This window comes from Variovorax sp. LjRoot130, from assembly GCF_964253755.1.
GTDB lineage: Bacteria > Pseudomonadota > Gammaproteobacteria > Burkholderiales > Burkholderiaceae_C > Variovorax.
The window spans coordinates 2,040,572-2,065,158 of the sequence record NZ_CAXURM020000001.1 but is presented as its reverse complement, the minus strand read 5'-3'; the positions used below and the strand labels follow the sequence as shown (position 1 = coordinate 2,065,158).

Genomic DNA, 24,587 nt, shown 5'->3' with positions numbered 1-24,587 from the left:
GAAAGAGAAAAGATGAGTGCAATCGTTGACATCGTCGGGCGCGAAATTCTCGACAGCCGCGGCAACCCCACCGTCGAATGCGACGTGCTGCTCGAATCGGGCACCATGGGCCGCGCAGCGGTTCCCTCCGGTGCTTCGACCGGCTCGCGCGAGGCGATCGAGCTGCGCGACGGCGACAAGAGCCGCTACCTGGGCAAGGGCGTGCTCAAGGCGGTGGAGAACATCAACACCGAGATCTCCGAGGCCGTGCTGGGCCTGGACGCGAGCGAACAGGCCTTCCTGGACCGCACGCTGAACGACCTCGACGGCACCGACAACAAGGCCCGCCTGGGCGCCAACGCGACCCTGGCCGTGTCGATGGCCGTGGCCCGCGCCGCGGCCGAAGAATCGGGCCTGCCGCTGTACCGCTACTTCGGCGGCATGGGCGGCATGCAGCTGCCGGTGCCGATGATGAACGTCATCAACGGCGGCGCGCACGCCAACAACAGCCTGGACCTGCAGGAGTTCATGATCATCCCCGTGGGCGCGACCAGCTTCCGCGAAGCGGTGCGCTACGGCGCCGAGGTGTTCCATGCGCTCAAGAAGATCCTGGGCGACCGCGGTATCAGCACCGCCGTGGGCGACGAAGGCGGTTTCGCGCCGAGCGTCGAAAACCATGAAGCCGCGATCCAGCTGATCCTGGAAGCGATAGACAAGGCCGGCTACACGGCAGGGACGCAGATCGCACTGGGCCTGGACTGCGCGGCCAGCGAGTTCTACAAGGACGGCCACTACGTTCTCTCCGGCGAGAACCTCACGCTGTCGGCCGGCAACTGGATCGACATGCTCGCGACCTGGGTCGACAAGTACCCGATCATCAGCATCGAAGACGGCATGCACGAAGGCGACTGGGACGGCTGGAAGATGCTGACCGAACGCCTCGGCAAGCGCGTGCAGCTGGTGGGTGACGACCTGTTCGTGACCAACACCAAGATCCTGCAGGAAGGCATCGACAAGGGCATCGCCAACTCGATCCTGATCAAGATCAACCAGATCGGCACCCTGACCGAGACCTTCGCCGCGATCGAGATGGCCAAGCGCGCCGGCTACACCGCCGTGATCAGTCACCGCTCGGGCGAAACCGAAGACTCGACCATCGCAGACATCGCGGTCGGCACCAACGCCGGCCAGATCAAGACCGGCTCGCTGTCGCGTTCGGACCGCATCGCCAAGTACAACCAGCTGCTACGCATCGAGGAAGACCTCGGCGACGTCGCCAGCTACCCCGGCCGCGGCGCCTTCTACAACCTGCGCTAGCCCTGCGACCGAGACGCCATGCGTTCACGCATCGTCCCGATCATCCTGGTCCTGTTGCTGCTGATCCTCCAGTGGCAGCTCTGGACCGGGCGCGGGAGCGTGCGCGACGTGGTCCAGCTCAAGGACAAGCTGGCCGAGCAGAAGGAGTCCAATGCGCGAGCGGCCGTGACCAACGACCGGCTCAACTCCGAGGTCAACGACTTGAAGGAAGGGCTCGAGATGGTCGAGGAGCGCGCGCGACAGGAGCTCGGCATGGTCAAGCCCAACGAAGTGTTCGTGCAGATCACGCGCTGAATGCCATGACGCCTGCGCTGCCGGCCGGCTGCGTGATCGCGCTGCTAGGCGCTGATGACGGCGGCAAGACCCAGCTCGCTGAGGCGCTCGCGCAACGGCTTGCGCAGCGCGGCATCGCCGCCACGCTCGTGGCCGACCCCTTGCCCGAACACGCGTTCGATGCAACCGCGCTCGAGGCGTATCGCGGCCATGCCCTCATCCTGCTCATCGCCCCGGCCTCGCCGACGCCGATCGACGAGATGCTGCGCAAGGCGCTGATGGACGCGAACCTGAGCTTTGCGGTGGTGCACGGCGAAGGCGCGGAGCAACTGGCCAACGCATGGAATGCGATCAACGCCGCCGCAGATCCCGACGCCCGCCGAAGTGCCGCGCGGGGAGCGGCAGCTGCATGGTCCTGGGCCTGCGACAAGTGCTCCGACCCCGCGTGCGAACACCGGCTGTTCAGCGATCTCGTTGCGAAGCGCTCGTAAAGGAACCGAACGAATGCATCTCAGACTCCGTGCGGCCGCCCTGCTGTGGGCCCTGCTGTCTTCCGCGGCAGTTTCGGCCGCGCCAATCCAGGCGACGATCGACAACGAGACCCACGCGACCGCCTGCGCCGAAGAAGACAACGTTTCGCTGAACCTGAGCGGAAAGAACATCCGCAAATTCCGCGTCGAGGCGCTGCCACCCGTGTACCTGGCATCCATCGACAAAGACATCACTGCGCCGGATTTTTCGGGCTGCAACTTCGATGGCAGCACGCATCCCACGGACCCGCGCCACACCTTCAAGGAGCGCCGCGAAGTGCTGCACGACGGGCCGCGCTGGATGGTCGTCGGCATGACGCTGCCCAGCTTCTGGCGGCCGCACCGCGTGCCGGTGCGCGTCGACGGACGCAAGACCGCAGGCGGGTTCCACATGATCCAGGTCTTCGCGAAGACCGGCGCCAAGCCGCTCGAAGCGCTGGTGATGTACCCCGCCGACGGCTACTGGCGCATCAAGCCGCTGCCGGCACCGCGCTTCGGCGACGGTGTCTACGGTTCGTCCTTCGTGATGGGGCCGGTCGAGCAGGCCGGGCGTCCGGTCGCGAACATCACCGACATTGCCATCGACACGCAGCCGCTCCGGTTCAAGCTGAAGTTCGCGAACGGTGGCTCAGCGACTGTCGATGTCCAGGAGATCAGCGCGTCGCGCACCGCGCTCGGCGTCGCCATGAAGCCGGGGCGCCGGCACGGTCCCCGATTCGCGGTCCTGCGCTCGATGTACGTCGCGCCCGACAACGCCGACATGAGCGAGGTGTCGTGGCGAACCACACCGCAAGCCGCCACCGAGACCAAGCCGCTGCCGGAAGTGTCCACGCTGCAGGCGGCGGAAGTGCGCTTCGGCCGCAGCCTCCCTTCGCGCCACAACACGAGCGCGCCGGACATCCGCTTCAGCGGCTTCGAGCGATCTACTGCATCACCGGGCTCGCCGGCAGCTGGTCGCCCCGCGCGGTGAACAGCTGCGCGACATCGACCGCATCGAAGCGGTACTGCTTGCCGCAGAAGTCGCAGCCGACCTCGATATCGCCGCGCTCGACGAGGATGCCCTCGGCCTCCTCCACACCCAGCCCGCGGATCATCTGGGCCACGCGCTCGCGGCCGCAGGTGCATGCGAAATGCGGCCCCAGCATGCCGCTCTGCGGCTCGAAGCGCAGCAGCTTCTCTTCCCAGAACAGGCGGCGCAGGATGGTCTCGACGTCGAGCGTGAGCAGCTCGTCGCGCGTCAGGGTGGAGGCGAGGATCGAGATGCGGTTGTAGTCCTCGTTGTGGCCGATCTGGTCCTCGTTGGCTTGGTTGCGATCGCCGGCGGCCGTGCCTTCGAGGTTGGCCTCGCCCTTCACCGGCAGGCGCTGGATCAGGAGGCCGGCCGCCACCTTGTCGTCGGCCGCGAGCACCAGCGTGGTGTCGAGCTGTTCGCTTTGCAGCATGTAGTGCTGCAGAACCTCGCTCAGGCGGCCGAGCTTCTCGCCGCTGTGGCCGTGAAGCGGCACCACGCCCTGATAGGGCTGCTGGCCCGGCAGCTTGTCCTTGGGGTCGAGCGTGATCGCGCAGCGGCCCTTGTTGCTGACATTGACCATCTCGGGCAGATGCGCATCGGACGCGAGCTCGCCCACCACCTTGGCGGTGGCGCGCAGGCTCAGGTCGGGTTTGACCTCGGCGACAGCGACCTTGACCGGGCCGTCGCCAAAGATCTGCAGGATCAGCGCACCGTTGAACTTGATGTTGGCCTGCATCAGGGTGGCCGCCGCCGTCATCTCGCCGAGCAGTTCGGCCACCGGGGTCGGATAGGCGCCGGTACTCGTGTTGGAGGCGCGCCGCGCCAGGATTTCCTGCCAGGCTTCCGTCAGGCGAACGATCATGCCGCGCACCGGCATGCCGTCGAACAGGAACTTGTGCAACTCGCTCAAGGCAATCTCTCCGAGCGGCTTCTTCAGCCGATCTTCTTCAGGCCCTTCGCGAAGCGACGGGCGTTTTTCACATAGTGGTCGGCATTCTGCCGAAGACGGGCGGCGGCGGCATCGTCGAGCGTGCGCACCACCTTGGCCGGCGAGCCGATGATCAGCGAGTTGTCGGGAAACTCCTTGCCTTCGGTCACGACGCTGCCGGCGCCAACGATCGAGTTGCGGCCGATCCTGGCGTTATTCAAGACCACTGCCCCGATACCGATCAGCGAGTTGTCGCCCACGGTGCAGCCGTGGAGCACGACCTGATGGCCCACCGTCACGTTCTCGCCGATGGTCAGCGGCACGCCGGCATCGGCATGCAGCATCGAAAGGTCCTGGATGTTGCTGTTGCGGCCGATGGTCAGGGTGTCGCTGTCGCCACGCGCCACCACGCCGAACCAGATGCTCGCGTTCTCGCCCATGACGACGCGGCCGATGACCTGTGCGCTGTCTGCGACATAGGCGCCCGGTCCAAGCTGCGGCGCCACGCCGTCGATTTCGTAGAGGGCCATCGCCGTGCTCCTGAAGGGGGAAAAACTAGAATTGTAGGGATGCACCCCCGCCTCGGCGCCCTGGCCGCGCTGCGCCTGACAGATCCCGACCGCAAGGTCGCGGCGACGCGCGCCACGGCGGCGCAGGCCGCGCTGCATCCGATGGCGCCGGAGCCCATCCGCGCAGCCGGCGACGAGGCCGGCGTCCCGGGCCGCCCCGATCGCCCGCTGCGCGTGGCCGCCACCGCGGTCGAGAAGCGCTCGCCCTTCACGCCCGAGGGCCGCGCGGCGCTGGTCCATTCGATCTGCCACATCGAGTTCAACGCGATCAATCTCGCGCTCGACGCCGCCTGGCGCTTCGACGGCATGCCCGAGGCCTACTACCGCGACTGGCTGCGCGTGGCCGACGAGGAGGCGCAGCACTTCACGCTGCTTCACGAGCATCTGCGCGGCATGGGCTGCAGCTATGGCGACTTCACCGGCCATGACGGCCTGTGGAGCATGTGCGAGAAGACCAAGGACGATGTGCTCGCGCGCATGGCGCTTGTGCCGCGCACGCTGGAGGCGCGCGGGCTGGATGCGACACCGCTGATCCAGGCCAAGCTCCGGCGCGTGAACACGCCCGATGCGCTCAGGGCCTGCGAGATCCTCGACATCATCCTGCGCGACGAGGTCGGCCACGTGGCCATCGGCAACCGCTGGTACCGCTGGCTGTGCGAGCGAGAAGGGCTCGATCCGATCGCGCACTACCGCGTGCTATACCGGCGGCACGAGGCGCCGCGCCTGCGGGCGCCCTTCAACCTCGAGGCCCGCGCGCGGGCCGGGTTCACCGACGAGGAACTACAGAACCTGCAGCAGGACTAGCCGGCAGGCCGTCGCGACACCACCAGCTTGGTCGTGAGCCGCTGGCAAACATCGCCATGCTGGTTGAGCGTCTCGCTGCGCACCACCACCATGCCGCGCTCGGGCCGCGAGCGCGAGGGGATCACTTCCAGCACCTCGCTCTCGACATGCAGCACGTCGCCCGGACGGGTCGGCTTCGGCCACTGGATCTCGCCGCCCGAACCGATGATGCCGTCGGCCAGCGGCAGACCGCTTTGAACCAAGAGCCGCATCGTGATCGAGGCCGTGTGCCAGCCGCTGGCCGCGAGGCCCTGGAAGAAGGTGCTTTTCGCTGCCTCCACATCCAGGTGGAAGGGTTGCGGATCGAAGCGCTGCGCGAAATCGACGATCTGCGCCGCGTCCAGCGCCTGTTCGCCGCTCGTGAAGCGAGCGCCCGGCGACAGGTCTTCCAGGTACAGGGTTCCGGCCATGGGGTCTCCTCGGGTGTGGGCGCGGAATCTTGTCACGCGGTGCTCAAACGCGCTCGAGCACCGTGGCGATGCCCTGCCCGCCGCCGATGCACTGCGTGGCCAGCGCATAGCGGCCCTTCTCGCGCACCAGCAGCGAAGCCGCCTTGCCCGTGATGCGCGCACCGGTGGCGCCCAGCGGATGGCCGATCGCGAGCCCGCCGCCATCGAGGTTGACGGTGGCTGGGTTCAATCCCAGCTCGCGGATGCAGGCCAGCGCCTGCGAAGAGAAAGCCTCGTTGATCTCGACCACGTCGAGATCAGCCACCGTGAGGCCGGCACGTGCCAGTGCCTTGCGCGTGGCCGGGATCGGGCCGATGCCCATCACGGCCGGGTCGACGCCGATCGTGGCAAAGGACTTGATGCGCGCCAGCGCCTGCAGCCCGTGCCTGGCGGCGAAGGCATCGCTCACGACCAGCACCGCGGCCGCGCCGTCGGTGAGCGGCGAGGAGGTGCCGGCCGTGACCACGCCGTCGGACCGGAACGCCGGCTTCAGTCCGGCCAGCGCTTCGAGCGAGGTGGCCGGACGGATGCAGCCGTCGGCGCTGATCAATTCACCCGAAACTGCGGCGATCGGAACGATCTCGCCGGCGAGCCGCCCCTCATCGCGCGCGGCGGCCGCCTTCCGGTGCGACTGCACGGCCAGCGCCTCCTGGTCGGCCCGGCTCACATGCCAGCGCTCGGCCACGTTCTCGGCCGTTTCGCCCATCGAGATGTAGGCATCGGTGTTCGCCTTCAGCTCGGGGCTGGGCGAGAAGGTGAAGCCGCCCTGCGGCACCATCGTCATCGACTCCACGCCCACGCACAGGAAGGCGTCGCCCATGCCGGACTCGATCTGCGCCGCCGCGATGTGCACCGCCTGCATCGAGGAGCCGCAGAAGCGGTTGACCGTCATGCCACCGACCTCGTGCGGCAGCCCGGCGAGCAGCCCGACGATGCGCGCCAGGTTGTTGCCCTGCGCGGCTTCCGGATAGGCGCAGCCGAGGATGATGTCTTCGAGCAGCGAGGGGTCGAGGTCGGTGCGCCGCAACAGGCCCTTGACCACTTCTGCGGCCAGCGTGTCGGGCCGCACCTCGGCGAGGGCGCCCTTCCTGGCGAAATGGAAGGGGGAACGGGCGTACCCGGCGATGACGGCTTTCATGGGTTTCTCCTTTGCATAACTACCTACCAATCGGTAGCCTTTTGAGACAAAAATAAGGCACGCTTGAACGTGCCTCGACAACGGTGTCAGCTCGCGAGCGAGCGCTTCAACTGGGCAATGCTTTCATCGAAATCGTCCACGCGGCCGGTCATGCGCGCGGCCAGCAGCGCGCCCTGGCAGACGGCAAATACATAGGCGGCCAACTCGCCGACAGGTGCCGACGGCTTGTGGCCCGAGGCCAGCGCCCCGAGCACGCCGGTGAGCCAAAGCACCTGCGCGCTGCGCAAGTCGCGCACCGCCTGCCGCAGCTCGTCGTTGATGCAATCCCAGCCGGGCGCAAGCGCCCCCGCGGGGCAAACGCCCTCGCCGGCATGCAGCCCGTTGCGGTACATGCGGAAATAGGCATCCAGCGCGGCCTGCGGCGAGCGCTCCTTGGCGACCGTCCAGTCCTTGAAAGCCTGCATGGCTTCGCGCAGCACCTCGATGCCGAGCGCTTCCTTGGTCGGGAAGTGGTGATACAGGCTGGGCTTGCGGATGCCGATCGCGTTGGCCACGTCCTGGAAGCTGAAGCCCAGATAGGAGCGCGTCTGGATCAGCTCGCGCGCCACACGCAGGATCTGCTCCCGCGTGGAGGCGCCGGCCAAGTCGGTCGAAGTCGCATTCATCTACCTACTATAAGGTAGGTAATTTCGAAAGACAAGCGCATGCCCCTCATTGCGAAATTCATCCCCTCTAAGATTCCTTCATGACACAACCCCTCACTCCCGGCTTGACCGCTCTGGAAGCACGCGTGCGCCAGGACCTGGCCTGGCTGGATCTGCCGTCCAAGGATTGGGTGATCGCCCTTCCGCACCAGGGCAGCGATGTGCTGCCGGTAGCGATCATCGGCGGCGGCATGGCAGGCATGGCGGCCTCTGCGGCGCTCCTGCAACTGGGCATCAAGGCGCCGATCTTCGACCAGTCCCCCGAAGGCTTCGAAGGCCCGTGGGCGACCACGGCCCGAATGGAGACGCTGCGCTCGCCCAAGCAACTGACCGGCCCGGCGCTGGGCTTGCCGTCGTTGACTTTCCGCGCCTGGTTCGAGGCCCAGTTCGGCCTGCCTGCCTGGGAGGCGCTCGACAAGATCCCCCGCCTGCAATGGATGGATTACCTGCGCTGGTACCGCCGCGTACTGGAACTGGACGTCCGCAACCAGCACCGCGTGCACGCCGTGCTGCCGCGCGCCGATGGTCTGGTGGCCCTGGACATCGAATCGCCCGACGGGCGCGGCACGGTCCTGGCCCGCCGCGTGGTGCTGGCCACCGGCCGCGACGGCCTGGGCGGCGCCTGGGTCCCGGCCTTCGCACGCCTCCTGCCGCCCGAACGCTGGGCCCATTCGTCCGATGCCATGGACTACCGAACGCTGGCCGGCATGCGGGTCGGCGTGATCGGCGCCGGTGCCTCGGCAATGGACAGCGCGGCAACCGCGCTGGAAGGCGGCGCGGCCAGCGTGGACCTACTGATCCGCCGCCCCGACATCCCGCGCGTCAACAAGGGCAAGGGCGCGGGCAACGCCGGCATGACGCACGGCTTTCTGGACCTGCCCGACGCATGGAAATGGCGCATCCGCCACTACATCAACGTGCAGCAGACCCCGCCGCCGCAGGGCAGCACCTTGCGCGTGTCGCAACATCCGAATGCGCGCTTCAACCTCGGCTGCGCGATTCTCGATGTGCAGTGGACCGACGGGCTGTTGAAGGCGTACACCTCCAAGGGCCTGTTCACGCTGGACTTCCTGATCCTGTCGACCGGTTTCCGCATCGATTGGCATGCGCGGCCCGAGTTTGCAGCGCTGGCGCCGCACATCCGCGCATGGAAAGACCGCTACACCCCGCCGGCCGGCGAGGAAGACGCCGAACTCGCGGATTCGCCCGACCTGGGCGCCGCGTTCGAGCTGCAGGAAAGGCGGCCGGGCACCTGCCCCGGCCTCTCGCGCGTGCACTGCTTCTGCTACCCCGCCGCGCTGACGCATGGCACCGTCTCCGGCGACATCCCCGCCATCAGCGATGGCGCGAAGCGGCTGGCGCAAGGCATTGCCAGCCTGCTCTACCGCGAAGACATCGAGATGCACTACACCCGCCTGCAAGCCTACGACGAGCCCGAGCTGCTGGGCAACGAATGGACGCCGGCCGATTCCCCCGCCATCGAAGAAGGACAACGCACATGAGCTCATCCACCTCCTACAACCCGGCCGAGGACCTGGTCGACCGCATCGTCGGCCTCGACGCCGCAGGGCAAGGCAGCGCCACCCATGCGCTGCGCCACCAGCGCGACAAGGCGGCGGCCGCGACCCAGGGCAGCTACGACGCGCTGTTCGACCCTGCGCTGCCGGGCCTCTCGCTGCGCGAGCGTTTGCTGGTGGCGTTGTATGCATGCCGCCTGACGCCGGCCCCCGAACTGGCCGCGCATTACCGCGAGCGGCTGCAGGCCGAAGGCACCGAAGCCGGGCTGATCGAGGCGGTGGCAGGCGGCACGGCCCAGGGCGCAGGCGATGCGCGCCTGCAAGCACTGCTCACGTTCACCCGTACGCTGATCGAGCGTCCGGTCGAAGGCGACCGTGTGGCCGTGCAGGCGCTGCCGGCCGCCGGCGTAGCCACGCCGGCCGTGGTGGCCCTGTCGCAACTGATCGCGTTCCTCTCGTACCAGACGCGGCTGGCGGCAGGTCTGAAGGCGATGAAGAGCCTGGAGGCCGGCGCATGAGCAACGGCATCATCCGATCGCGCGGCTTCACCAACGAAACGCTGGGCTGGAGCGCCTGGCTCGACGTCGTGACGCTGGACCAGGCCACGCCCGAGCAGATCGCGGTACTGGAAGAAAGCCATCCCAAGGCCAAGGTCTCCGACTACTACCTCTTTCTGGTGCACCAGCCTGAGATCCTGCGTCAACGCTCGACCGCGTTCAACGCCATCATGTACGCGCCCGGCGGCATGTCGCGCGCTGAACGCGAGCTCGGCGCCACGGTGGTGTCGCGCATCAACGGCTGCGTCTACTGTGCATCGGTGCATGCGCAACGCTTCGAGCAGCTGGCCAAGCGCAACGACGTGATCACGCAGGTCTTCGACGACCCGCACACGGCCGGCACCACGCCGCGCGAGCAGGCGATCGCGCGCTTCTCCATCGCCTTGACCGCTGCGCCCGATCAGGTGTCGGCCGACAGCATCCGCGCACTGAAAGACGCCGGCCTCGACGAGACGGAGATCCTGGACCTGATTCACTCGGTCGCCATCTTCGCGTGGGCCAACCGCTTGATGCTGAACCTGGGCGAACCGGTGTTCCCGCAGCAACAACCCGTCGCGCCCTGACGCCGGCCCGGCCCATTCATTTTTCTTCCCATTTCCCTGGAGTGCCCGATGAAGCTTCGTCTTGTTCCTGGTGTCGTCGCCGCGGTGGTGGCGCTGGCATGCGTTTCGGCCCAGGCGCAGACCGCCCCCGGTGCCAGGACGATGCGCATCGTCGTGCCGTTTGCAGCCGGCGGCGCACAGGACGCGATGGCCCGCTACCTGAGCATCAAGCTTGCCGAACGGCTGGGCTATCCGGTCGTCGTGGACAACAAGGCCGGTGCCGGCGGCGTGATCGGCGCCGACACCGTTGCCAAGGCCACGCCCGATGGCAGCACGGTGCTGCTCGCCACCGGCGGTGCCATCTCGATCGCGCCGCACCTCAATGCCAAGCTGCCCTATGACCCCCGGCACGACCTCATTTCGGTCGCGTTGGTGGCCGATACGCCGATGACGTTGTCGGTGCGCGCGCAGAGCCCCTACACCAGCGTGGCCGACCTGGTGCGCGATGCCAAGGCGCGTCCCGGGGAGGTCAGCTTCGGATCGAGCGGCAACGGCTCGGTCTCGCATCTGACCGGCGAGCTCTTCGCGCAGTCCATGGGCGTGAAGCTTCTCCACGTGCCCTACCGCGGCGGCAGTCCCGCCATCACCGACCTGCTGGGTGGACAGGTGGCGGCCATCGTGACCAGCACCTCTTCGATCGACCCGATGGTGGAAGACAAGAAGGCACGCGTTCTGGCCACCTTCACGAAAGCACGCATGAGTGCCATGCATGGAGCGCCGACGATGGCGGAGGCCACCGGCGTTCAAGGGCTGGAGGTGCCGGTCTGGGTCGGGCTGCTGGCGCCGGCCAAGACCCCGGCCGCGCTGATCGACAAGCTGGCCAGCGAGATGACGGCCGTCTGCCTGCTCCCGGAGACACAGGAACGCTTCAAGGGCCTGGGGGCCGTTCCCGCCTGTGGGGGGCCGAAGGAACTGGACCGCGTGGTGACAGACGACTTCCAGCGCTGGGAGCGCGTGATCCGCCAGGGCGGCATCAAGACCGAATGAGCCCGGGACGCAGGCCCGGCTCGCGTGCCGGCAAAGGTCGCCTCAGTCCACCTTGATACCGGCCGCTTTCACGAGGCGCGCATTGTTCTCGTACTCGGCCGCGATCTCGTCGGCAAAGGCCTCGGCACCGCCACCGGTCGGCACGTTGTCGGTGGCCGTCAACTTGGCGCGCAGCTCGGGGCTGGCGAGCGCCTTGTTGATCTCCGCGTTGTACTTGGCGATCAGGATCGGTGGCGTGGCGGCCGGGGCGAACACGCCGAACAACGAGGTGAGGTTGGCCTCCGGATAGCCCAGCTCGCCCAGCGTCGGCACCTTCGGAAGGCTTTCGAGCCGCGCCGGCGCCCCCACGGCCAGCGGGCGCAGCTTGCCGGAACGGATGTGCGGTGCGACGGCGGGCCCGGCATTGATCGAAAGAATCTCGAACTGCGCGCCCAGCGCATCGTTCATCTGCTGCGCCCCGCCCTTGTAGGGCACGTGGGTGATGTCCACCTTCGCGGTCGCACGCAATTCCTCGAGCACGATGTGGCCGAGCGAGGCCTGGCCCGAAGTGGCCCAGCGCACCGCGCCGGGCCGGGCGCGCGCATCGTCGATCAGGGTGCGGAAGTTGCGGGTGCCAGTCGCTTCCGTGGCCAGCAGCAGCACCGGCGAATACATGACGCTCGCCACCGGTGCGATGTCCTTCTGCGGATCGAAGGGCGACTTGCCCAGATGCGGATTCAGCACCAGCGGGCTGATGGCCGAGAAGCCCAGCGTCGCGCCGTCCGGTGCCGCCTTGGCAACCGCGTCCATGCCGATCGTGCCGCTGGCGCCTGCCTTGTTCTCGACCACCACGGTGCTGCCCAGCTGCGCGCCGAGCTTGTCGGCCAGCGCGCGGGCGACGATGTCGCTGACGCCGCCGGTCGGATAGGCGACGACCATACGGATGGTCTTCGGCACGGCCTGCGCCTGTGCCACCGAAGCCGCCGCGAAGAGAACCATGGCGGCCCATGCTTTCCTGCAACTCATTGCTGCGTCTCCTTGCGAGCATTCATTTTGATGCCGCCGCAATCATGTCGCTGAGCGTCAGGGCATTCCGATATGCAGCAAATTCCTGCACCTCAGCCGCGCGGATGATGCTGCGCGTGGAGCTGCTTGAGACGCTCGCGCGCGACGTGGGTGTAGATCGTGGTGGTCGAGATGTCCGCATGGCCGAGCAGCAACTGCACCGCGCGCAAGTCGGCGCCGTGGTTGAGCAGGTGCGTGGCGAAGGCATGGCGCAGCGTGTGCGGCGACAGCGGCACGTGGATGCCGGCCGCCAGCGCGTGCTTCTTGACGATGATCCAGAACATCACGCGCGTCATGCCCGCACCGCGCGCGGTGACGAACAGGTCGGCGGTCTGCTGCCCGTCCAGGATGGCGGGGCGCGACTCGTGCAGGTAGCGCTCGATCCACCGCCGCGCCTCGCCGCCGAAAGGCACCAGCCGCTCCTTGCTGCCCTTGCCGAGCACGCGCAGCACGCCGTCGTTGAGGCTCAGCTCGAACACCTTGAGCGAAACCAGCTCGCTCACGCGCAGTCCGCTCGCGTACATCAGCTCGAGCATGGCGCGGTCGCGCAGGCCGAGCGGCGTGTCGACCTCGGGCGCCGCGAGCAGGTCGTCGACCTGCTTTTCCGACAGGGTCTTGATCGCGCGCGGCATCTGCCTGGCCGGCGCCAGCCGCAGGCTCGGATCGGCGGCGATGCGCTGCTCGCGCAGGGCCCAGCGGAAATAGCGCTTGAACACCGTGAGCCGGCGGTTGGCCGACGTGGCCTTGCCCTTGTCGGAGAGCTTCGCGCCCATGTAGGCCTGCAGGTCGCTTTCGCGCGCGGCGTCCAGCGCGCTGCCGCGCCGGGCCTGGAGCCACTGCGCGAACAGCGCGAGGTCGCGCCGGTAGGCCGCCAGCGTGTTCTTCGACAGGCCGTCCTCGAGCCACAGCGCGTCGATGAAGTCGTCGATTTCGGGCGTGTCGATGGCCGCGGTCATGCCGTGCAAGATAGCAAAAGAAAAAAGCCGCCCGGGGCGCGGGCGGCTCTGGATCGAGGAAAGTCGGCCTAGTCGAGCGTGAGCTTCTGCTTGGCGACCACCTGCTTGTAGACCTCGTATTCGGCCTTGATCTGCGCGGCGAACTGCTCCGGCGTGTTGGCCACGATCAGCGAGCCGGTGTCCTCGATGCGCTTGCGCACCGCCGGGTCTTCGAGCGACTTCTTCACGCCGGCGTTGATCTTGTCGACCACTTCCTTCGGCAGGCCCTTGGGCCCGAGGATGCCGTAGTAGGCCATGCGGTTGACCGGCTCGAGCCCGACTTCCTTGAAGGTCGGCACGTTGGGCAGGTCCTTCAGCCGCTGCGGCGCCGAGACCACGATCGGCACCAGCTTGCCGGATTTGATGAAGGGCAGCGCCGACGGGATGTTGTCGAACATGATCGGGACCTGGCCGGCCACCACGTCGTTCAGCGCCGGACCGGCGCCGCGGTAGGGAATGTGGGTGATGAAGGTGCTGGTCAGGTTCTTGTAGAGCTCCATCAGCAGATGGCCGATGCCGCCGGTGCCCGAGGAGGCGTACGAATACTTGCCCGGATTCTTCTTGATCTCGGCCACGAACTCGGCGTAGTTCTTGGCCGGGAAGCTCGGGTGCACCGCGATGATGTTCGGCGTCGCCGCGATGTTGATGATCGGCGTGAAGTCGTTGATCGGGTCGTAGGGCACCTTGGGGTTGATCGCCGGGTTGGCGGCCGTGCTCGACACCGTCGCCACGCCGAGCTTGTAGCCGTCCGGCGCGACCCGCGCGGTCTCCGCCGCGCCGACGATGCCGCCACCGCCCGCCTTATTGATCACCACCACGCTCTGGCCCAGCGCCTTGCCCAGCGGCTCGGAGATCACGCGCGCCACGATGTCGGTGGTGCCGCCCGGCGCAAAGGGTACTTGCAGCTCGATGGGCTTGTTGGGGTAGCCCTGCGCCCAGCTGGGGCCGGCGATCAGCGCCAGCGCGGCGGCGCCGGCGAGTGCATTCCATTGACGACGTTGCATTGAAGAGCTCCTGGAGGTCGAAAAGCGAAGCCAGGATGCTAACGGGTCCGCGAGCGCCCCAGTTCGTGGATAACCCATGGGAATCGGCCGTTTATCCTCGACCGGTGAACTATGCCCAACTGCTCTTCCCCGACTTCTCCCTCATCGCCTGCGGCTGGCTGCTCTGCCGCTACACCCCGCTGGACCGCCGCGTCTGGGACCAGGTCGAGAGCCTGGTCTACTACTTTCTTTTTCCGGTGCTGCTGTTCCACTCGATCGTGCGCAGCCCGCTCGACTTCGGCGCCACCTCGCACCTGTTGACTGCCGGGGTCGGCGTCGGGCTGGCCGGCATCGCGCTCGCCTACATGCTGCCCTTCCTGCCCGGTATCGGCACGCACATCGACCGCAGCGATCACGCGGCCAGCGCGCAGGTCGCCTTCCGCTTCAACTCCTTCATCTGCCTCGCGCTGGCCGACCGCATGGCGGGTCCCGCGGGGCTCCTGATGATCGCGGTGCTGATCGGCGTGTGCGTGCCGCTCTTCAACATCGCCGCCGTGTGGCCGATGGCGCGGCACGCGCAGACCGGCCTGGCGCGGCAGCTGATCCGCAACCCGCTGATCATCGCGACGCTCAGCGGCCTGGTCGCCAACCTGCTCGGCCTCAGCGTGCCGAACTGGCTCGAGCCGACGCTCACGCGCATCGGTGCCGCATCGCTCGCGCTCGGCCTGATGGCGGCCGGCGCCGGCATGCAGTTCGCGACGCTCGCGCGCGGCAAGGTGCTGGCGGTGTCGGTGCTGTCGATCCGGCATCTCGTGCTGCCGCTGATCGCCTGGGGCCTGGCCGGCGCACTGCAGCTCGGCGGCGCGCAGGCCGCGGTGCTGATGACTTTTTCCGCGGTGCCGACTGCGTCGAGCGCCTACGTGCTGGCCGCGCGCATGGGCTACAACGGCGCCTACGTGGCGGGCCTCGTGACGCTGTCGACGCTGCTCGGTGTGGCAAGCCTGCCCTTCGCCCTGGCACTCTCGCGCTGAACCGTCATCATCAGTCGCTACCATCGCACGATGCGCTACCTACCGGCCGTTGTCGCAGCATTGCTCGCGGGGGCGGTGCAGGCGCAGGCGCAGGAGCACACCCGCTACCACGGTGCGTGGAGCGGGCCTTTTCTTTTCTACGTGGTCCAGCAGGACACCGGCGCACAGGGTCCGCCGGAGGTCCACGCGGGCGCGATGCAGATCGATCCCGACGGCACGGTGCGCGGCCAGGTACCGGGCGCCGCCTGCACGATGACGGGCTCGAGCGTCGACTTCGTTTCGCCGGCCAACGCCTCGCTCGACCTCACGATCAGCGGCTGCAAGGACACGCGCTTCAACGGGTATTTCAGCGGCAAGCTGATCAACAATCCGGTCCTCAAATACGCCTCGCTGCGGCTGAACTCGATGCGTTCGCTCGACGCGGGAACGGCGCAGGTCTCGGCCATCATGCGGCGCTGAAGTCCAACGCCCATTCGACGTGCTCGCGCACCAGCGCACTGGGATGCGAGCGCCGCGTCGCGAGGATCTCGCGCGCCCCCTCGTCGCCCGCACGCAAGGCATTGCCCAGCGCCACCGCCACATTGCGCAGCCAGCGTTCATGGCCGATGCGGCGGATCGGGCTGCCTTCGGTGTAGCGCAGGAAGTCCTCCTCGGTCCACGCGAAGAGCTCGCCCAACTGGCGGCCGGTGAGCCCGTCGCGCGCATCGAAGTCCGGCAGCGCGCTCTTCTTGGCGAACTTGTTCCAAGGACAGATGAGCTGGCAGTCGTCGCAGCCGTAGATGCGGTTGCCGATCAGCGGCCGCAGTTCGAGCGGGATCGGCCCCGCGTGCTCGATGGTGAGGTAGGAGATGCAGCGCCGCGCGTCGAGCCGGTACGGCGCGATGATGGCGCGCGTCGGGCACACCTCGATGCAGGCGCTGCAGCTGCCGCAGTGCGCCGTGACCGGCGCGCTCGGCGGCAGCGCCATGTCGACATAGATCTCGCCCAGGAAGAACATCGAGCCCGCGTCGCGGTCCAGCACCAGCGTGTGCTTGCCGCGCCAGCCCTGGCCGCTGCGCGATGCCAGCTCGGCTTCCAGCACCGGCGCCGAATCGGTGAAGGCGCGGTGGCCGAAGGGGCCCACTTCGTCGGCGATGCGCTCGGCCAGCTTCGCGAGGCGCGAGCGCATGACCTTGTGATAGTCGCGGCCGCGCGCATAGACTGAAACGATGCCCTCCGCCGGCCGCCGCAGCCGGTCGAACTCCACCGCCTGCCAATCCTCGGGCGTGCTGCGCGGCAGGTAATCCATGCGCGCGGTGATCACCGACACCGTCCCCGGCACCAGCTCGGCCGGCCGCGCGCGCCGCGTGCCATGTGCGGCCATGTAGTGCATCTCGCCATGGAAGCCTTCGGCCAGCCATCGCATGAGGCCCTCTTCCGCGCTCGACAGATCGACGCCCGCGATCCCGATTTGGGAGAATCCGAGCTCCCGGGCCAAGGCCTGAATCCGATTCACGAGTTGATGGCTGCCGATCACCTGCCGATTGTAGAAACGCAAAGCCTCGTGCAACGCTGGCGCAGCGAAGACGATTGCGACGCGCTGGCGCGCGCACTCGCGTCATCGCCCGACCTGGCTGACGCGTTCATTGCATTGCATGGAGACCTCGGCGCCGGCAAGACCACCTTCGTGCGCCACCTGTTGCGCGCGCTCGGCATCGGCTCGCGCATCAAGAGCCCGACCTACGCGGTCGTCGAGCCGCACGAGGCGCCCGGCGGCCTGGCCATCTTCCACTTCGATTTCTACCGTTTCAGCGATCCGCACGAATGGGACGATGCCGGCTTCCGTGACATCTTCGCGGGTTCGGGCCTCAAACTCGCGGAATGGCCAGAAAACGCTGCAGGGCGCATTCCGCTTGCAGACCTTGCTATTAAAATCGAAGCAATGATCGACGACACCCGCACCGTGACCCTGCACGCGAACACGCCGCGCGGCAGTCGGTTGCTCGCCGCCGCCAGCGCATGAAAGCCGGCCAACTGAAACGACGCGTACTGCTGCAGGGCGGCAGCATCGCCCTCCTGCTCGGCGTGCACGAGATCGCGCGCGGCGCCACCATCGTGGCGGTGCGCGTCTGGCCGGCGGCCGACTACACGCGCGTCACCATCGAATCCGACGGCCGCCTGCATTCGCAACAGCTCGTGGTCGGCAGTCCGCCGCGTCTCGCAGTCGACATCGACGGGATCGATCTCAATCCCGCGCTACGCGAGCTGGTAGGCAAGATCAAGCCCGACGACCCCTTCATCAACGGCCTGCGCGTCGGCCAGTTCGCGCCCAGCGTGGTGCGCATCGTGTTCGACCTCAAGCAGTCGGTGGCCCCTCAGGTCTTCTCGCTGGCGCCGGTGGCCGCTTACCAGCACCGGCTGGTGCTGGACCTCTATCCGCAGCAGGCGCTCGATCCGCTGGAAGCCCTGATCGCCGAGCGGCTGCGCGATGCGCCCAAGGCCCCCGGCCGCGACGGCACCGTCGCGGGCATCGCGCCGCGCACTCCCGCGCCCCCGGCCGTCGATCCGCTGGGCGAATTGATGGCGCAGCAGTCGATGCGCCCCTCCCCTTCCTCGCCGCCCGCACAGGCGCTGGTCGTTCCGGCGCCGCTGCCGCCCGTGGTGGGAACGACGCCGGTGACACCCCTCTCGCCGCCCTCTTCCGCCACCGCGCGCAACGGCGGCGCGACCGCGAGCGGCACCGACCGCATCATCATCGTCGCGCTCGATCCGGGCCACGGCGGCGAAGACCCGGGTGCGATCGGCCCCAACGGCACGCGCGAAAAAGACATCGTGCTGCAGGTCGCGCACCGGCTGCGCGACCGCATCAATGGGAGCAGCGTCAACGGCAATCCGATGCGCGCCTTTCTCACGCGCGATGCCGACTTCTTCGTGCCGCTGGGCACGCGCGTGCAGAAGGCGCGCCGCGTGCAGGCCGACCTGTTCGTGAGCATCCATGCCGATGCCTTCACCACGCCCGAAGCGCGCGGCGCCAGCGTGTTCGCGCTAAGCCAGACCGGCGCCTCGAGCAGCGCAGCGCGCTGGCTCGCCAACAAGGAGAACCAGGCCGACAAGGTCGGCGGCGTGAACGTGGGCACGCACGAGGTCCAGGTGCAGCGCGCCCTGCTCGACATGAGCACCACGGCGCAGATCAACGACAGCCTCAAGCTCGGCGGCGCGATGCTCGGCGAGATCCGCGGCATCGGCGCGCGCCTGCACAAGCCGCAGGTCGAGCAGGCCGGCTTCGCGGTGCTCAAGGCGCCCGACATCCCGAGCGTGCTGGTGGAGACCGCCTTCATCAGCAACCCGGAAGAAGAAGCCAAGCTGCGGAGCGTCGAGTACCAGGAAAACCTCGCGGACGCGCTGATGCGCGGCATCCAGCGCTACTTTGCGCAGAACCCGCCGCTGGCGCGCAGCCGTCAGCTGTAGCGCGCGTTGCCGCGGTCAGGCCTTTGCACTTGCGGCGACCGCGGTGCGCGGCCGCAGGGTCGCCATCAGCAGGTACACGCCGCCGCCGATCAGCACGCCGAAGAACCAGCCGTAGGTGTTCCACCACGCCGGCAGCAGGCTGGTGAAATTCGGAAGAAGGGTCGAGAACACGCTGCCGACGCCCGCGGCCACGAGCGCGTTGACGTTCCAGCCGCCCTCGTAGCGATACTCGCCGTTCTCGTCGTAGAGCGCCGCGACATTGATGTTGCCTTTCGCGACCAGGTAGTAGTCGACCAGGATGACGCCCAAAAGCGGTCCCATCGTGGCGCCGATGGCGTTGACGAAATTCGCGGCATTGCCCTCCCAGGGCGCGAAGGGATAGAGCACCAGCGCAATCGCCGCCGCGATGTAGCCGCCCTTCTTGAAGCTGATCTGCCGGGGGAACACGTTCGAAATGTCGAAGGCGGCGGAGACGAAGTTCGCGACGACGTTGATGCCCAGCGTGGCCACCGCGAAGGTGATGGCGGCGATCAGCGCCAGCACCCAGCTGTCGAACTTGGCGGAGATCTGCTCCGGGTGCAGCAGTACTTCACCGTAGACCTTGAAGGCCGCGATGGTCGTGATGCCGGCGACCAGCGAGAAGGCGACCAGGTTGACCGGCAGGCCCCATAGGTTGCCTTTTTTCACCGCGTCCTTGTTCTTGGCGTAGCGCGAGAAATCGCAGAAGTTGAGGTACAGCGCGGCGAAGTAGGTGATCCAGGTCGCAGCCACCGCCATCAAGGCCCAGAAGGAGCCCGGCTCGCCGCTCACGCCGGCGTCCTTGGTCTTTGCCAGCAGCACGTCCTGCGGAATGCCGTGGTCGAAGGAGAAGCCGCCCGCCTTGACGCACAGGCCGATGGCCAGGATCAGCATCGCAATCCATACCGCGGGGCCGGCCCAATCCTGGAACCTGCGCACCGTCTCCATGCCTTTCTGGATGATGAGCAGTTGCAGCGCCCAGATCACCACGTAGCAGACCACCTCCAGGCCCGAATGGCCGAGGATCTGCGTACTCTTGTGAAACTCGAGCATGCTGTCGTTGCGGATCAGCAAGGCGACCACGGCGCCCGACGCGGCCGCCGTCTGCGCGCCGTACCAGAAGCAAGCCACCACGGCCCGCACCAGCGCCGCCAGGTTGGCGCCCCACACGCCGAAGGACGCACGTGCCAGCACCGGGTACGGCACGCCGGTCTTTTCGCCGGCGTAGCCGATCAGGTTCATGAGGAAGAAGATCAGCAGCGAACCGAGCCCGATCGCAAGCAGGAAGTTGGTGAAGCTGCCGCACAGCAGGAACAGGCTGGCCGCCAGGTAATAGCCCCACAGGCTGTGCACGTCCGAGGTCCACACGTTGAAGATGCTGAAGGCGCCCCAGTTGCGCACCTTGGCGGGTGCGAGATCCTCGTTGTAGAGGCCGGGGGAAGGATTGCGGATCTCCATGGCTGCCTCCTGGAAATGCGTCGATGCGCGCAGACTAGCTTTCTTGGCCGGCCCTCGCAACCGCCTGCCATGCGTCGCCGCCTGCGGAACGCGCGCTCTTTGTTGCACGAATGCAGCGCATGCTCTCGGGCAAGGGGGTGCGGCGGACTCCTACACCCGTGGCGCAGGGCTTTTACAGAATGTCTTCATCACTGATTGAAAGGTGGACACCATGAAGACACGTCTCTGGATCACGGCTGCAGCGGCCACGACCGTCATGACCCTGGCAGGTTGCGCAGCGGGACCGAACGAGCAGTGGGGCACGGCCGGCGGCGCCGTGGGTGGTGCAGTGATCGGCAATGCGATCGGCGGCAATACTGCCAGCACCGTGGGTGGCGCCGCCATCGGCGGCTTGATCGGCAACCAGGTGGGTCGCCGCGCCGACGAGCGCAACTACTACCGCGGACAACGCAGTGGCGGCTACTACCCCTACAACGGCCCGAACTACTGAGCTCGCGGCTCTTGCATGATCGAAGGCGCGTCCGAGGACGCGCCTTTTTTGTTTTCAACGCACCGAGGAAGGCGTGCGGCCCGCGCGCCAGGCGCCGAAGACCGCGATCAGGCCCGGCACGAAGATCAGCGCCCAGATGATCTTGTCGAGGTGTTCCTTGACGAAGGGCATGTTGCCGAACAGGTAGCCCGCCGTGCACAAACCCAGCACCCACAACAGCGCGCCGACGATGTTGTAGAGCGTGAACTTGGTGCGCGTCATGTCGGCCACGCCCGCGACGAAGGGCGCGAAGGTGCGGATGAAGGGCATGAAGCGCGCGAGGATGATGGTGACGCCGCCGTAGCGCTCGTAGAAGGCATGCGCCTGGTCGAAGGCCTTGCGGTTGAAGAAGCGCGAGCTCTCCCACTGGAAAACCTTGGGCCCGAAATAGCGCCCGATGCTGTAGTTGCACTGGTCGCCCAGAATCGCGGCCACGATGAGGATCGGCACCGCGATCGAATAGCTCATCAGCCCCGCGCCGCACAGCGCGCCGACGATGAAGAGCAGCGAGTCGCCCGGCAGGAAGGGCATCACCACGAGCCCCGTCTCGACGAACACGATCAGGAACAGCAGCGCATACACCCAGGGCCCGTAGGCGACGACGAAGGCCTCGAGATGTTTGTCGACATGCAGGATGAAGTCGATGAAGAAGCTGATGATTTCCATGGACGCGCATTATCCGGGCAGCTTCGCGAGCCCCCTTCTAGAATGCCCCGGTGAGCGCTCTCCCCTCCTCCCTCGCCCCGGCCGCGCGGCGTCCGATCCGCGAACTTCCCGACGAACTGATCAGCCAGATCGCGGCCGGCGAAGTGGTGGAGCGGCCCGCGTCGGTGGTGCGCGAACTGCTCGACAACGCGCTCGACGCCGGCGCGCGGCAGGTCACGGTGCGACTCTCGGCCGGCGGCGTGCGGCTGATCTCGGTCGAGGACGACGGCCAGGGCCTGCCGCGCGACGAGCTGCCGCTGGCCCTGCGCCGCCACGCGACCAGCAAGATCGCCAGCTTGAACGACCTGGAGACGGTAGGCACGATGGGCTTTCGCGGCGAGGCGCTGGCCGCCATCAACGCCATCGCCGAGCTCAGCCTGCAGTCGCGCTTCCACGCGGCCGACAGCGCCTTCGCGCTCGACGGCCGCACCGGCGAGCTGCGGCCGGTGGCGCGCGCGGCCGGCACCACGGTCGAGGTGCGCGAGCTGTTCTTCGCCACGCCCGCCCGGCGCAAGTTCCTGAAGACCGATGCCACCGAGCTCGCGCACTGCATCGAGGCGGTGCGGCGCCATGCGCTGGCGCGGCCCGATGTGGGCTTCTCGGTCTGGCACGAAGGCCGGCTGGTCGAGCAGTGGCGCGCCGCCGATGCGCGCGACCGGCGCCTGGCCGATACGCTCGGCGAGGGCTTCGTCGCCCAGAGCGTGGCGGTCGAGCACGCCGCGGGCCCGGTGCGCGTGGCAGGCCGCGCCGGCGTTCCCGATGCGGCACGTTCGCGCGCCGACCAGCAGTTCTTCTACGTCAACGGCCGCTTCGTGCGCGACAAGGTGCTGGCGCACGCGGTGCGCAGCGCCTACGAAGACGTGCTGCACGGCCAGCGCCAGCCGGTCTACGCGCTCTATCTCGAGATCGATCCGGCACGCGTCGACGTCAACGTGCATCCCACCAAGATCGAAGTGCGCTTCCGCGACGGGCGCGAGGTGCACCAGGCGGTGCGCCACGCGATCGAGAATGCGCTGGCTGCGCCGCGGGCCGGCGAAGCGGCAGCGGTGTCGGCCGAGCCTTTCTTCAAGCCGCTTTCGCCGCAACCCGTGCCTTCGTGGACGCAGCCGGCGATCCATTTCGCCGCGGAACGGGGTCTGGGCGACGCGGCCGCAATGTGGCCCAGCGAGCGCAGCGACAGCGCCGCGACGCCGGCCACCGCTTTCACGCTTCCGGCAGCACCCGTCAAGCCCGCGCCGGCCACCGACGACGATCAGGCCTGGCCACTGGGCCGCGCGCTCGCCCAACTGCAGGGCATCTACATCCTGGCCGAGAACAGCCAGGGCCTGGTGATCGTCGACATGCATGCCGCGCACGAGCGCATCGTCTACGAGCGGCTCAAGACCCAGCTCGACGGCGCCGCGATCGCGAGCCAGCCGCTCCTGATCCCGGCCACCTTCGCTGCCACGCCGCAGGAAGTGGCGACCGCCGAGGCCTGCGCCGCCGTGCTGCCCTCACTGGGCCTGGAGATCACGCCCTTCTCGCCGCGCACGCTGGCGGTGCGCGCGGTGCCCGGCACCCTGGCCGACGGCGACCCGGTGGAGCTCGCCCGCAGCGTGCTGGCCGAGCTGGCCCACCACGACGCCAGCACCGTGGTGCAGCGGGCCCAGAACGAGCTGCTGTCGACCATGGCCTGCCACGGCGCGGTGCGCGCCAACCGCCGGCTGACCATCGACGAGATGAACGGCCTGTTGCGCCAGATGGAAGCCACCGAGCGCTCGGACCAGTGCAACCACGGCCGGCCGACCTGGCGCCAGGTCTCGATCCGCGAGCTCGATTCGCTGTTCATGCGCGGGCGCTGAACCCGCGAGCGCCGGGGAAAAGCTGCCAAATTCCTCACATTTGGCATCTGTTGGTCACGTAACCGAGGGTTTTCAGGGGTCATCGACAAACCGGGCACGCACGTTGCATGCAGTCTTTTGTTGAACTTTCCGGCCGAGCACCTGTCTTTCAGCCTTGCCCATGAAATCCTGGTCCCTCTTCGCATCCGCTACAGCGCTGGTCGCCTTGCTGGCGGCCGGCTGCTCCACCCTCGACGAGCGGCAGCGCGAATGGATCTTCCAGCCGAGCGACCGCAGCTGGGGCAATTCCGAATCCATGACCGAGGGCATGGACCATGTCTGGATCGACTTCCAGTCCTCCGTCACGGGCCGGCCGGCCCGCCTGCACGGCCTCTGGCTCGGCGGCGCGCCTGAATCGGCCAACACGCCCGTGCTGCTCTACCTGCACGGCGCGCGCTACAACGTGGCGGGCTCGGCACCGCGCATGCGGCGCATGCACGAGCTGGGCTTCTCGGTGCTGGCCATCGACTACCGCGGCTTCGGCAAGAGCAGCAAGGCGCTGCCCTCGGAAGACTCGGCCCGCGAAGACGCGCGCGCCGCATGGATCTGGCTCGCGGCACGGCATCCCCAGCAGCCGCGCTACATCTTCGGCCACTCGCTGGGCGGCGCGATCGGCATCGACCTGGCCTCGCGGGTGAACGACGAGAGCGGCACCATCGTCGAGAGCACCTTCACTTCCATCGCCGACGTGGTGAGCAGCTTCAAATGGGGCTGGCTGCCCTTCGGTCCCTTCATCACCCAGCGCTTCGAGGCGGTCAGCAAGGTCAAGAACATCGGCGCCCCGCTGCTGGTGGTGCATGGCGCTGCCGACAGCCTGATCAACCCGACCCTGGGCCGCAAGCTCTACGAGGCGGCCACGGTGCCCAAGCAGTTCGTGCTGGTCGAGGGCGGCTCGCACCACAGCACCGGTTCGGTGGGCCAGGCGCAGTACCGCGCCGCCCTGTCGCAGCTGTTTCGCATGAAGGAGCCGCCGACCGAGATGGCCGCCGGCGACGGCAGCAGCAGCGCACCGGCCCCGGCCGTGCCCGCGACCGTCCTGCAGCAGCAAGCCCAGTCGTCCGGCCAAGCGATTTAGGGCCGCTGGCGCCCGCC

At 67.8% G+C, this 24,587-nt stretch carries 25 protein-coding genes and 1 pseudogene; 15 read left to right on the top strand and 11 right to left on the bottom strand.

Annotated elements, in window-relative coordinates; genetic code table 11:
• Positions 1-12: 12 nt before the first annotated feature.
• The 4 genes from eno to ACSQ86_RS10440 are packed head-to-tail and all read left to right on the top strand — an operon-like array spanning position 13 to position 3,069.
• Entirely contained in the window at positions 13-1,296 is a 1,284-nt protein-coding gene (gene eno / locus ACSQ86_RS10455) for a phosphopyruvate hydratase (RefSeq protein ID WP_093102552.1), read from the top strand.
• 18 nt (positions 1,297-1,314) lie between these two features.
• On the top strand, positions 1,315-1,590 hold the full coding sequence (ftsB, locus tag ACSQ86_RS10450) for a cell division protein FtsB (protein ID WP_093102551.1): 276 nt from the start codon (positions 1,315-1,317) through the stop codon (positions 1,588-1,590).
• Positions 1,591-1,595: 5 nt separating this feature from the next.
• Complete coding sequence (locus ACSQ86_RS10445) at positions 1,596-2,060, top strand: hypothetical protein (RefSeq protein WP_436303572.1); 465 nt, start codon at positions 1,596-1,598, stop codon at positions 2,058-2,060.
• 13 nt (positions 2,061-2,073) lie between these two features.
• The gene (locus ACSQ86_RS10440) at positions 2,074-3,069 is read left to right on the top strand and encodes a hypothetical protein (RefSeq protein ID WP_436303571.1); all 996 of its coding nucleotides are present in this window, start codon (positions 2,074-2,076) and stop codon (positions 3,067-3,069) included.
• On the opposite strand, the gene ACSQ86_RS10435 is transcribed toward ACSQ86_RS10440, so the two are convergent.
• Positions 3,023-4,021, bottom strand: coding sequence for an Hsp33 family molecular chaperone HslO (locus ACSQ86_RS10435; RefSeq protein ID WP_436303570.1), 999 nt, complete (start codon positions 4,019-4,021; stop codon positions 3,023-3,025). The two genes, ACSQ86_RS10440 and ACSQ86_RS10435, sit on opposite strands and share 47 nt — an antisense overlap.
• Positions 4,022-4,044: 23 nt before the next feature.
• The gene (locus tag ACSQ86_RS10430; RefSeq protein WP_093102543.1) at positions 4,045-4,569 is read right to left on the bottom strand and encodes a gamma carbonic anhydrase family protein; all 525 of its coding nucleotides are present in this window, start codon (positions 4,567-4,569) and stop codon (positions 4,045-4,047) included.
• A 39-nt stretch (positions 4,570-4,608) separates the two neighbouring features.
• On the opposite strand from ACSQ86_RS10430, the gene ACSQ86_RS10425 reads away from it, so the two are divergent.
• A complete protein-coding gene (locus ACSQ86_RS10425; protein WP_436303569.1) occupies positions 4,609-5,412 on the top strand; it encodes a ferritin-like domain-containing protein in 804 nt (267 codons plus the stop codon).
• Here ACSQ86_RS10425 and ACSQ86_RS10420 read toward each other — a convergent pair.
• From ACSQ86_RS10420 to ACSQ86_RS10410, 3 genes are all read right to left on the bottom strand, one after another.
• Positions 5,409-5,861 (bottom strand): MaoC family dehydratase, encoded by a 453-nt coding sequence (locus tag ACSQ86_RS10420; RefSeq protein ID WP_244503713.1) that lies wholly within the window; start codon positions 5,859-5,861, stop codon positions 5,409-5,411. The two genes, ACSQ86_RS10425 and ACSQ86_RS10420, sit on opposite strands and share 4 nt — an antisense overlap.
• A 43-nt stretch (positions 5,862-5,904) precedes the next feature.
• A complete protein-coding gene (locus ACSQ86_RS10415; protein ID WP_436308838.1) occupies positions 5,905-7,038 on the bottom strand; it encodes a thiolase family protein in 1,134 nt (377 codons plus the stop codon).
• A gap of 86 nt (positions 7,039-7,124) precedes the next feature.
• Positions 7,125-7,703 carry a TetR/AcrR family transcriptional regulator gene (locus tag ACSQ86_RS10410; RefSeq protein ID WP_436303567.1) on the bottom strand — a complete coding sequence of 193 codons (579 nt, stop codon included), beginning with the start codon at positions 7,701-7,703 and terminating at the stop codon, positions 7,125-7,127.
• A gap of 80 nt (positions 7,704-7,783) precedes the next feature.
• Here ACSQ86_RS10410 and ACSQ86_RS10405 point away from each other — a divergent pair, with 80 nt between their 5' ends.
• The 3 genes and pseudogenes from ACSQ86_RS10405 (at position 7,784) to ACSQ86_RS10395 (ending at position 11,405) form a co-directional block, all read left to right on the top strand.
• Positions 7,784-9,244 carry an FAD/NAD(P)-binding protein gene (locus tag ACSQ86_RS10405; protein WP_436303566.1) on the top strand — a complete coding sequence of 487 codons (1,461 nt, stop codon included), beginning with the start codon at positions 7,784-7,786 and terminating at the stop codon, positions 9,242-9,244.
• A pseudogene (locus ACSQ86_RS10400) lies at positions 9,241-10,379 on the top strand (CMD domain-containing protein). Before ACSQ86_RS10405 ends, ACSQ86_RS10400 begins: the two are co-directional and overlap by 4 nt.
• Before the next feature lie 48 nt (positions 10,380-10,427).
• On the top strand, positions 10,428-11,405 hold the full coding sequence (locus ACSQ86_RS10395) for a Bug family tripartite tricarboxylate transporter substrate binding protein (protein ID WP_436303565.1): 978 nt from the start codon (positions 10,428-10,430) through the stop codon (positions 11,403-11,405).
• 42 nt (positions 11,406-11,447) lie between these two features.
• Here the strand turns inward: ACSQ86_RS10395 and ACSQ86_RS10390 are convergent, their stop codons facing one another.
• From ACSQ86_RS10390 to ACSQ86_RS10380, 3 genes are all read right to left on the bottom strand, one after another.
• Positions 11,448-12,410 carry a Bug family tripartite tricarboxylate transporter substrate binding protein gene (locus ACSQ86_RS10390; RefSeq protein WP_436303564.1) on the bottom strand — a complete coding sequence of 321 codons (963 nt, stop codon included), beginning with the start codon at positions 12,408-12,410 and terminating at the stop codon, positions 11,448-11,450.
• Between the two features lie 92 nt (positions 12,411-12,502).
• Positions 12,503-13,405 (bottom strand): site-specific tyrosine recombinase XerD, encoded by a 903-nt coding sequence (gene xerD / locus ACSQ86_RS10385; RefSeq protein WP_436308837.1) that lies wholly within the window; start codon positions 13,403-13,405, stop codon positions 12,503-12,505.
• Between the two features lie 68 nt (positions 13,406-13,473).
• Positions 13,474-14,448 carry a tripartite tricarboxylate transporter substrate binding protein BugE gene (locus ACSQ86_RS10380; protein WP_214692743.1) on the bottom strand — a complete coding sequence of 325 codons (975 nt, stop codon included), beginning with the start codon at positions 14,446-14,448 and terminating at the stop codon, positions 13,474-13,476.
• A gap of 104 nt (positions 14,449-14,552) precedes the next feature.
• On the opposite strand from ACSQ86_RS10380, the gene ACSQ86_RS10375 reads away from it, so the two are divergent.
• Entirely contained in the window at positions 14,553-15,458 is a 906-nt protein-coding gene (locus ACSQ86_RS10375; RefSeq protein WP_436303563.1) for an AEC family transporter, read from the top strand.
• 30 nt (positions 15,459-15,488) lie between these two features.
• Positions 15,489-15,917 (top strand): hypothetical protein, encoded by a 429-nt coding sequence (locus tag ACSQ86_RS10370; RefSeq protein ID WP_436303562.1) that lies wholly within the window; start codon positions 15,489-15,491, stop codon positions 15,915-15,917.
• Here ACSQ86_RS10370 and queG read toward each other — a convergent pair.
• On the bottom strand, positions 15,904-16,974 hold the full coding sequence (gene queG / locus ACSQ86_RS10365) for a tRNA epoxyqueuosine(34) reductase QueG (RefSeq protein WP_093102523.1): 1,071 nt from the start codon (positions 16,972-16,974) through the stop codon (positions 15,904-15,906). The two genes, ACSQ86_RS10370 and queG, sit on opposite strands and share 14 nt — an antisense overlap.
• Here queG and tsaE point away from each other — a divergent pair.
• Together tsaE and ACSQ86_RS10355 are read left to right on the top strand one after the other, a co-directional pair.
• Positions 16,960-17,460 (top strand): tRNA (adenosine(37)-N6)-threonylcarbamoyltransferase complex ATPase subunit type 1 TsaE, encoded by a 501-nt coding sequence (gene tsaE / locus ACSQ86_RS10360; RefSeq protein WP_093102521.1) that lies wholly within the window; start codon positions 16,960-16,962, stop codon positions 17,458-17,460. The two genes, queG and tsaE, sit on opposite strands and share 15 nt — an antisense overlap.
• Complete coding sequence (locus tag ACSQ86_RS10355) at positions 17,457-18,905, top strand: N-acetylmuramoyl-L-alanine amidase (protein ID WP_093102519.1); 1,449 nt, start codon at positions 17,457-17,459, stop codon at positions 18,903-18,905. The genes tsaE and ACSQ86_RS10355 overlap by 4 nt, the downstream gene beginning before the upstream one ends.
• 15 nt (positions 18,906-18,920) lie before the next feature.
• Here the strand turns inward: ACSQ86_RS10355 and ACSQ86_RS10350 are convergent, their stop codons facing one another.
• Positions 18,921-20,381, bottom strand: a complete 1,461-nt coding sequence (locus tag ACSQ86_RS10350) for an NCS1 family nucleobase:cation symporter-1 (RefSeq protein WP_436290599.1) — start codon at positions 20,379-20,381, stop codon at positions 18,921-18,923.
• A 211-nt stretch (positions 20,382-20,592) separates the two neighbouring features.
• Between ACSQ86_RS10350 and ACSQ86_RS10345 the strand changes: the two genes are divergently transcribed.
• Complete coding sequence (locus ACSQ86_RS10345; RefSeq protein WP_093102516.1) at positions 20,593-20,871, top strand: glycine zipper domain-containing protein; 279 nt, start codon at positions 20,593-20,595, stop codon at positions 20,869-20,871.
• A 54-nt stretch (positions 20,872-20,925) separates the two neighbouring features.
• On the opposite strand, the gene ACSQ86_RS10340 is transcribed toward ACSQ86_RS10345, so the two are convergent.
• Entirely contained in the window at positions 20,926-21,576 is a 651-nt protein-coding gene (locus ACSQ86_RS10340; protein WP_093102514.1) for a DedA family protein, read from the bottom strand.
• 50 nt (positions 21,577-21,626) lie between these two features.
• Here ACSQ86_RS10340 and mutL point away from each other — a divergent pair, with 50 nt between their 5' ends.
• The gene (gene mutL / locus ACSQ86_RS10335; RefSeq protein ID WP_436303561.1) at positions 21,627-23,456 is read left to right on the top strand and encodes a DNA mismatch repair endonuclease MutL; all 1,830 of its coding nucleotides are present in this window, start codon (positions 21,627-21,629) and stop codon (positions 23,454-23,456) included.
• 160 nt (positions 23,457-23,616) lie between these two features.
• Positions 23,617-24,570 (top strand): alpha/beta hydrolase, encoded by a 954-nt coding sequence (locus tag ACSQ86_RS10330; RefSeq protein WP_436290601.1) that lies wholly within the window; start codon positions 23,617-23,619, stop codon positions 24,568-24,570.
• Positions 24,571-24,587: the final 17 nt, after the last annotated feature.

What these genes read in the sequence shown, in the direction of transcription:
- ACSQ86_RS10345 (WP_093102516.1), top strand. Translation starts at nt 20,593, where the DNA reads ATGAAGACACGTCTCTGGATCACGGCTGCAGCGGCCACGACCGTCATG.
- eno (WP_093102552.1), top strand. Translation starts at nt 13, where the DNA reads ATGAGTGCAATCGTTGACATCGTCGGGCGCGAAATTCTCGACAGCCGC.
- ACSQ86_RS10340 (WP_093102514.1), bottom strand. Translation starts at nt 21,576, where the DNA reads ATGGAAATCATCAGCTTCTTCATCGACTTCATCCTGCATGTCGACAAA.
- ACSQ86_RS10430 (WP_093102543.1), bottom strand. Translation starts at nt 4,569, where the DNA reads ATGGCCCTCTACGAAATCGACGGCGTGGCGCCGCAGCTTGGACCGGGC.
- ACSQ86_RS10350 (WP_436290599.1), bottom strand. Translation starts at nt 20,381, where the DNA reads ATGGAGATCCGCAATCCTTCCCCCGGCCTCTACAACGAGGATCTCGCA.
- ACSQ86_RS10405 (WP_436303566.1), top strand. Translation starts at nt 7,784, where the DNA reads ATGACACAACCCCTCACTCCCGGCTTGACCGCTCTGGAAGCACGCGTG.
- ACSQ86_RS10395 (WP_436303565.1), top strand. Translation starts at nt 10,428, where the DNA reads ATGAAGCTTCGTCTTGTTCCTGGTGTCGTCGCCGCGGTGGTGGCGCTG.
- ftsB (WP_093102551.1), top strand. Translation starts at nt 1,315, where the DNA reads ATGCGTTCACGCATCGTCCCGATCATCCTGGTCCTGTTGCTGCTGATC.
- ACSQ86_RS10330 (WP_436290601.1), top strand. Translation starts at nt 23,617, where the DNA reads ATGAAATCCTGGTCCCTCTTCGCATCCGCTACAGCGCTGGTCGCCTTG.
- ACSQ86_RS10380 (WP_214692743.1), bottom strand. Translation starts at nt 14,448, where the DNA reads ATGCAACGTCGTCAATGGAATGCACTCGCCGGCGCCGCCGCGCTGGCG.
- ACSQ86_RS10390 (WP_436303564.1), bottom strand. Translation starts at nt 12,410, where the DNA reads ATGAGTTGCAGGAAAGCATGGGCCGCCATGGTTCTCTTCGCGGCGGCT.
- ACSQ86_RS10410 (WP_436303567.1), bottom strand. Translation starts at nt 7,703, where the DNA reads ATGAATGCGACTTCGACCGACTTGGCCGGCGCCTCCACGCGGGAGCAG.
- ACSQ86_RS10355 (WP_093102519.1), top strand. Translation starts at nt 17,457, where the DNA reads ATGAAAGCCGGCCAACTGAAACGACGCGTACTGCTGCAGGGCGGCAGC.
- ACSQ86_RS10445 (WP_436303572.1), top strand. Translation starts at nt 1,596, where the DNA reads ATGACGCCTGCGCTGCCGGCCGGCTGCGTGATCGCGCTGCTAGGCGCT.
- ACSQ86_RS10440 (WP_436303571.1), top strand. Translation starts at nt 2,074, where the DNA reads ATGCATCTCAGACTCCGTGCGGCCGCCCTGCTGTGGGCCCTGCTGTCT.
- ACSQ86_RS10370 (WP_436303562.1), top strand. Translation starts at nt 15,489, where the DNA reads ATGCGCTACCTACCGGCCGTTGTCGCAGCATTGCTCGCGGGGGCGGTG.
- xerD (WP_436308837.1), bottom strand. Translation starts at nt 13,405, where the DNA reads ATGACCGCGGCCATCGACACGCCCGAAATCGACGACTTCATCGACGCG.
- ACSQ86_RS10425 (WP_436303569.1), top strand. Translation starts at nt 4,609, where the DNA reads ATGCACCCCCGCCTCGGCGCCCTGGCCGCGCTGCGCCTGACAGATCCC.
- ACSQ86_RS10420 (WP_244503713.1), bottom strand. Translation starts at nt 5,861, where the DNA reads ATGGCCGGAACCCTGTACCTGGAAGACCTGTCGCCGGGCGCTCGCTTC.
- ACSQ86_RS10415 (WP_436308838.1), bottom strand. Translation starts at nt 7,038, where the DNA reads ATGAAAGCCGTCATCGCCGGGTACGCCCGTTCCCCCTTCCATTTCGCC.
- tsaE (WP_093102521.1), top strand. Translation starts at nt 16,960, where the DNA reads ATGGCTGCCGATCACCTGCCGATTGTAGAAACGCAAAGCCTCGTGCAA.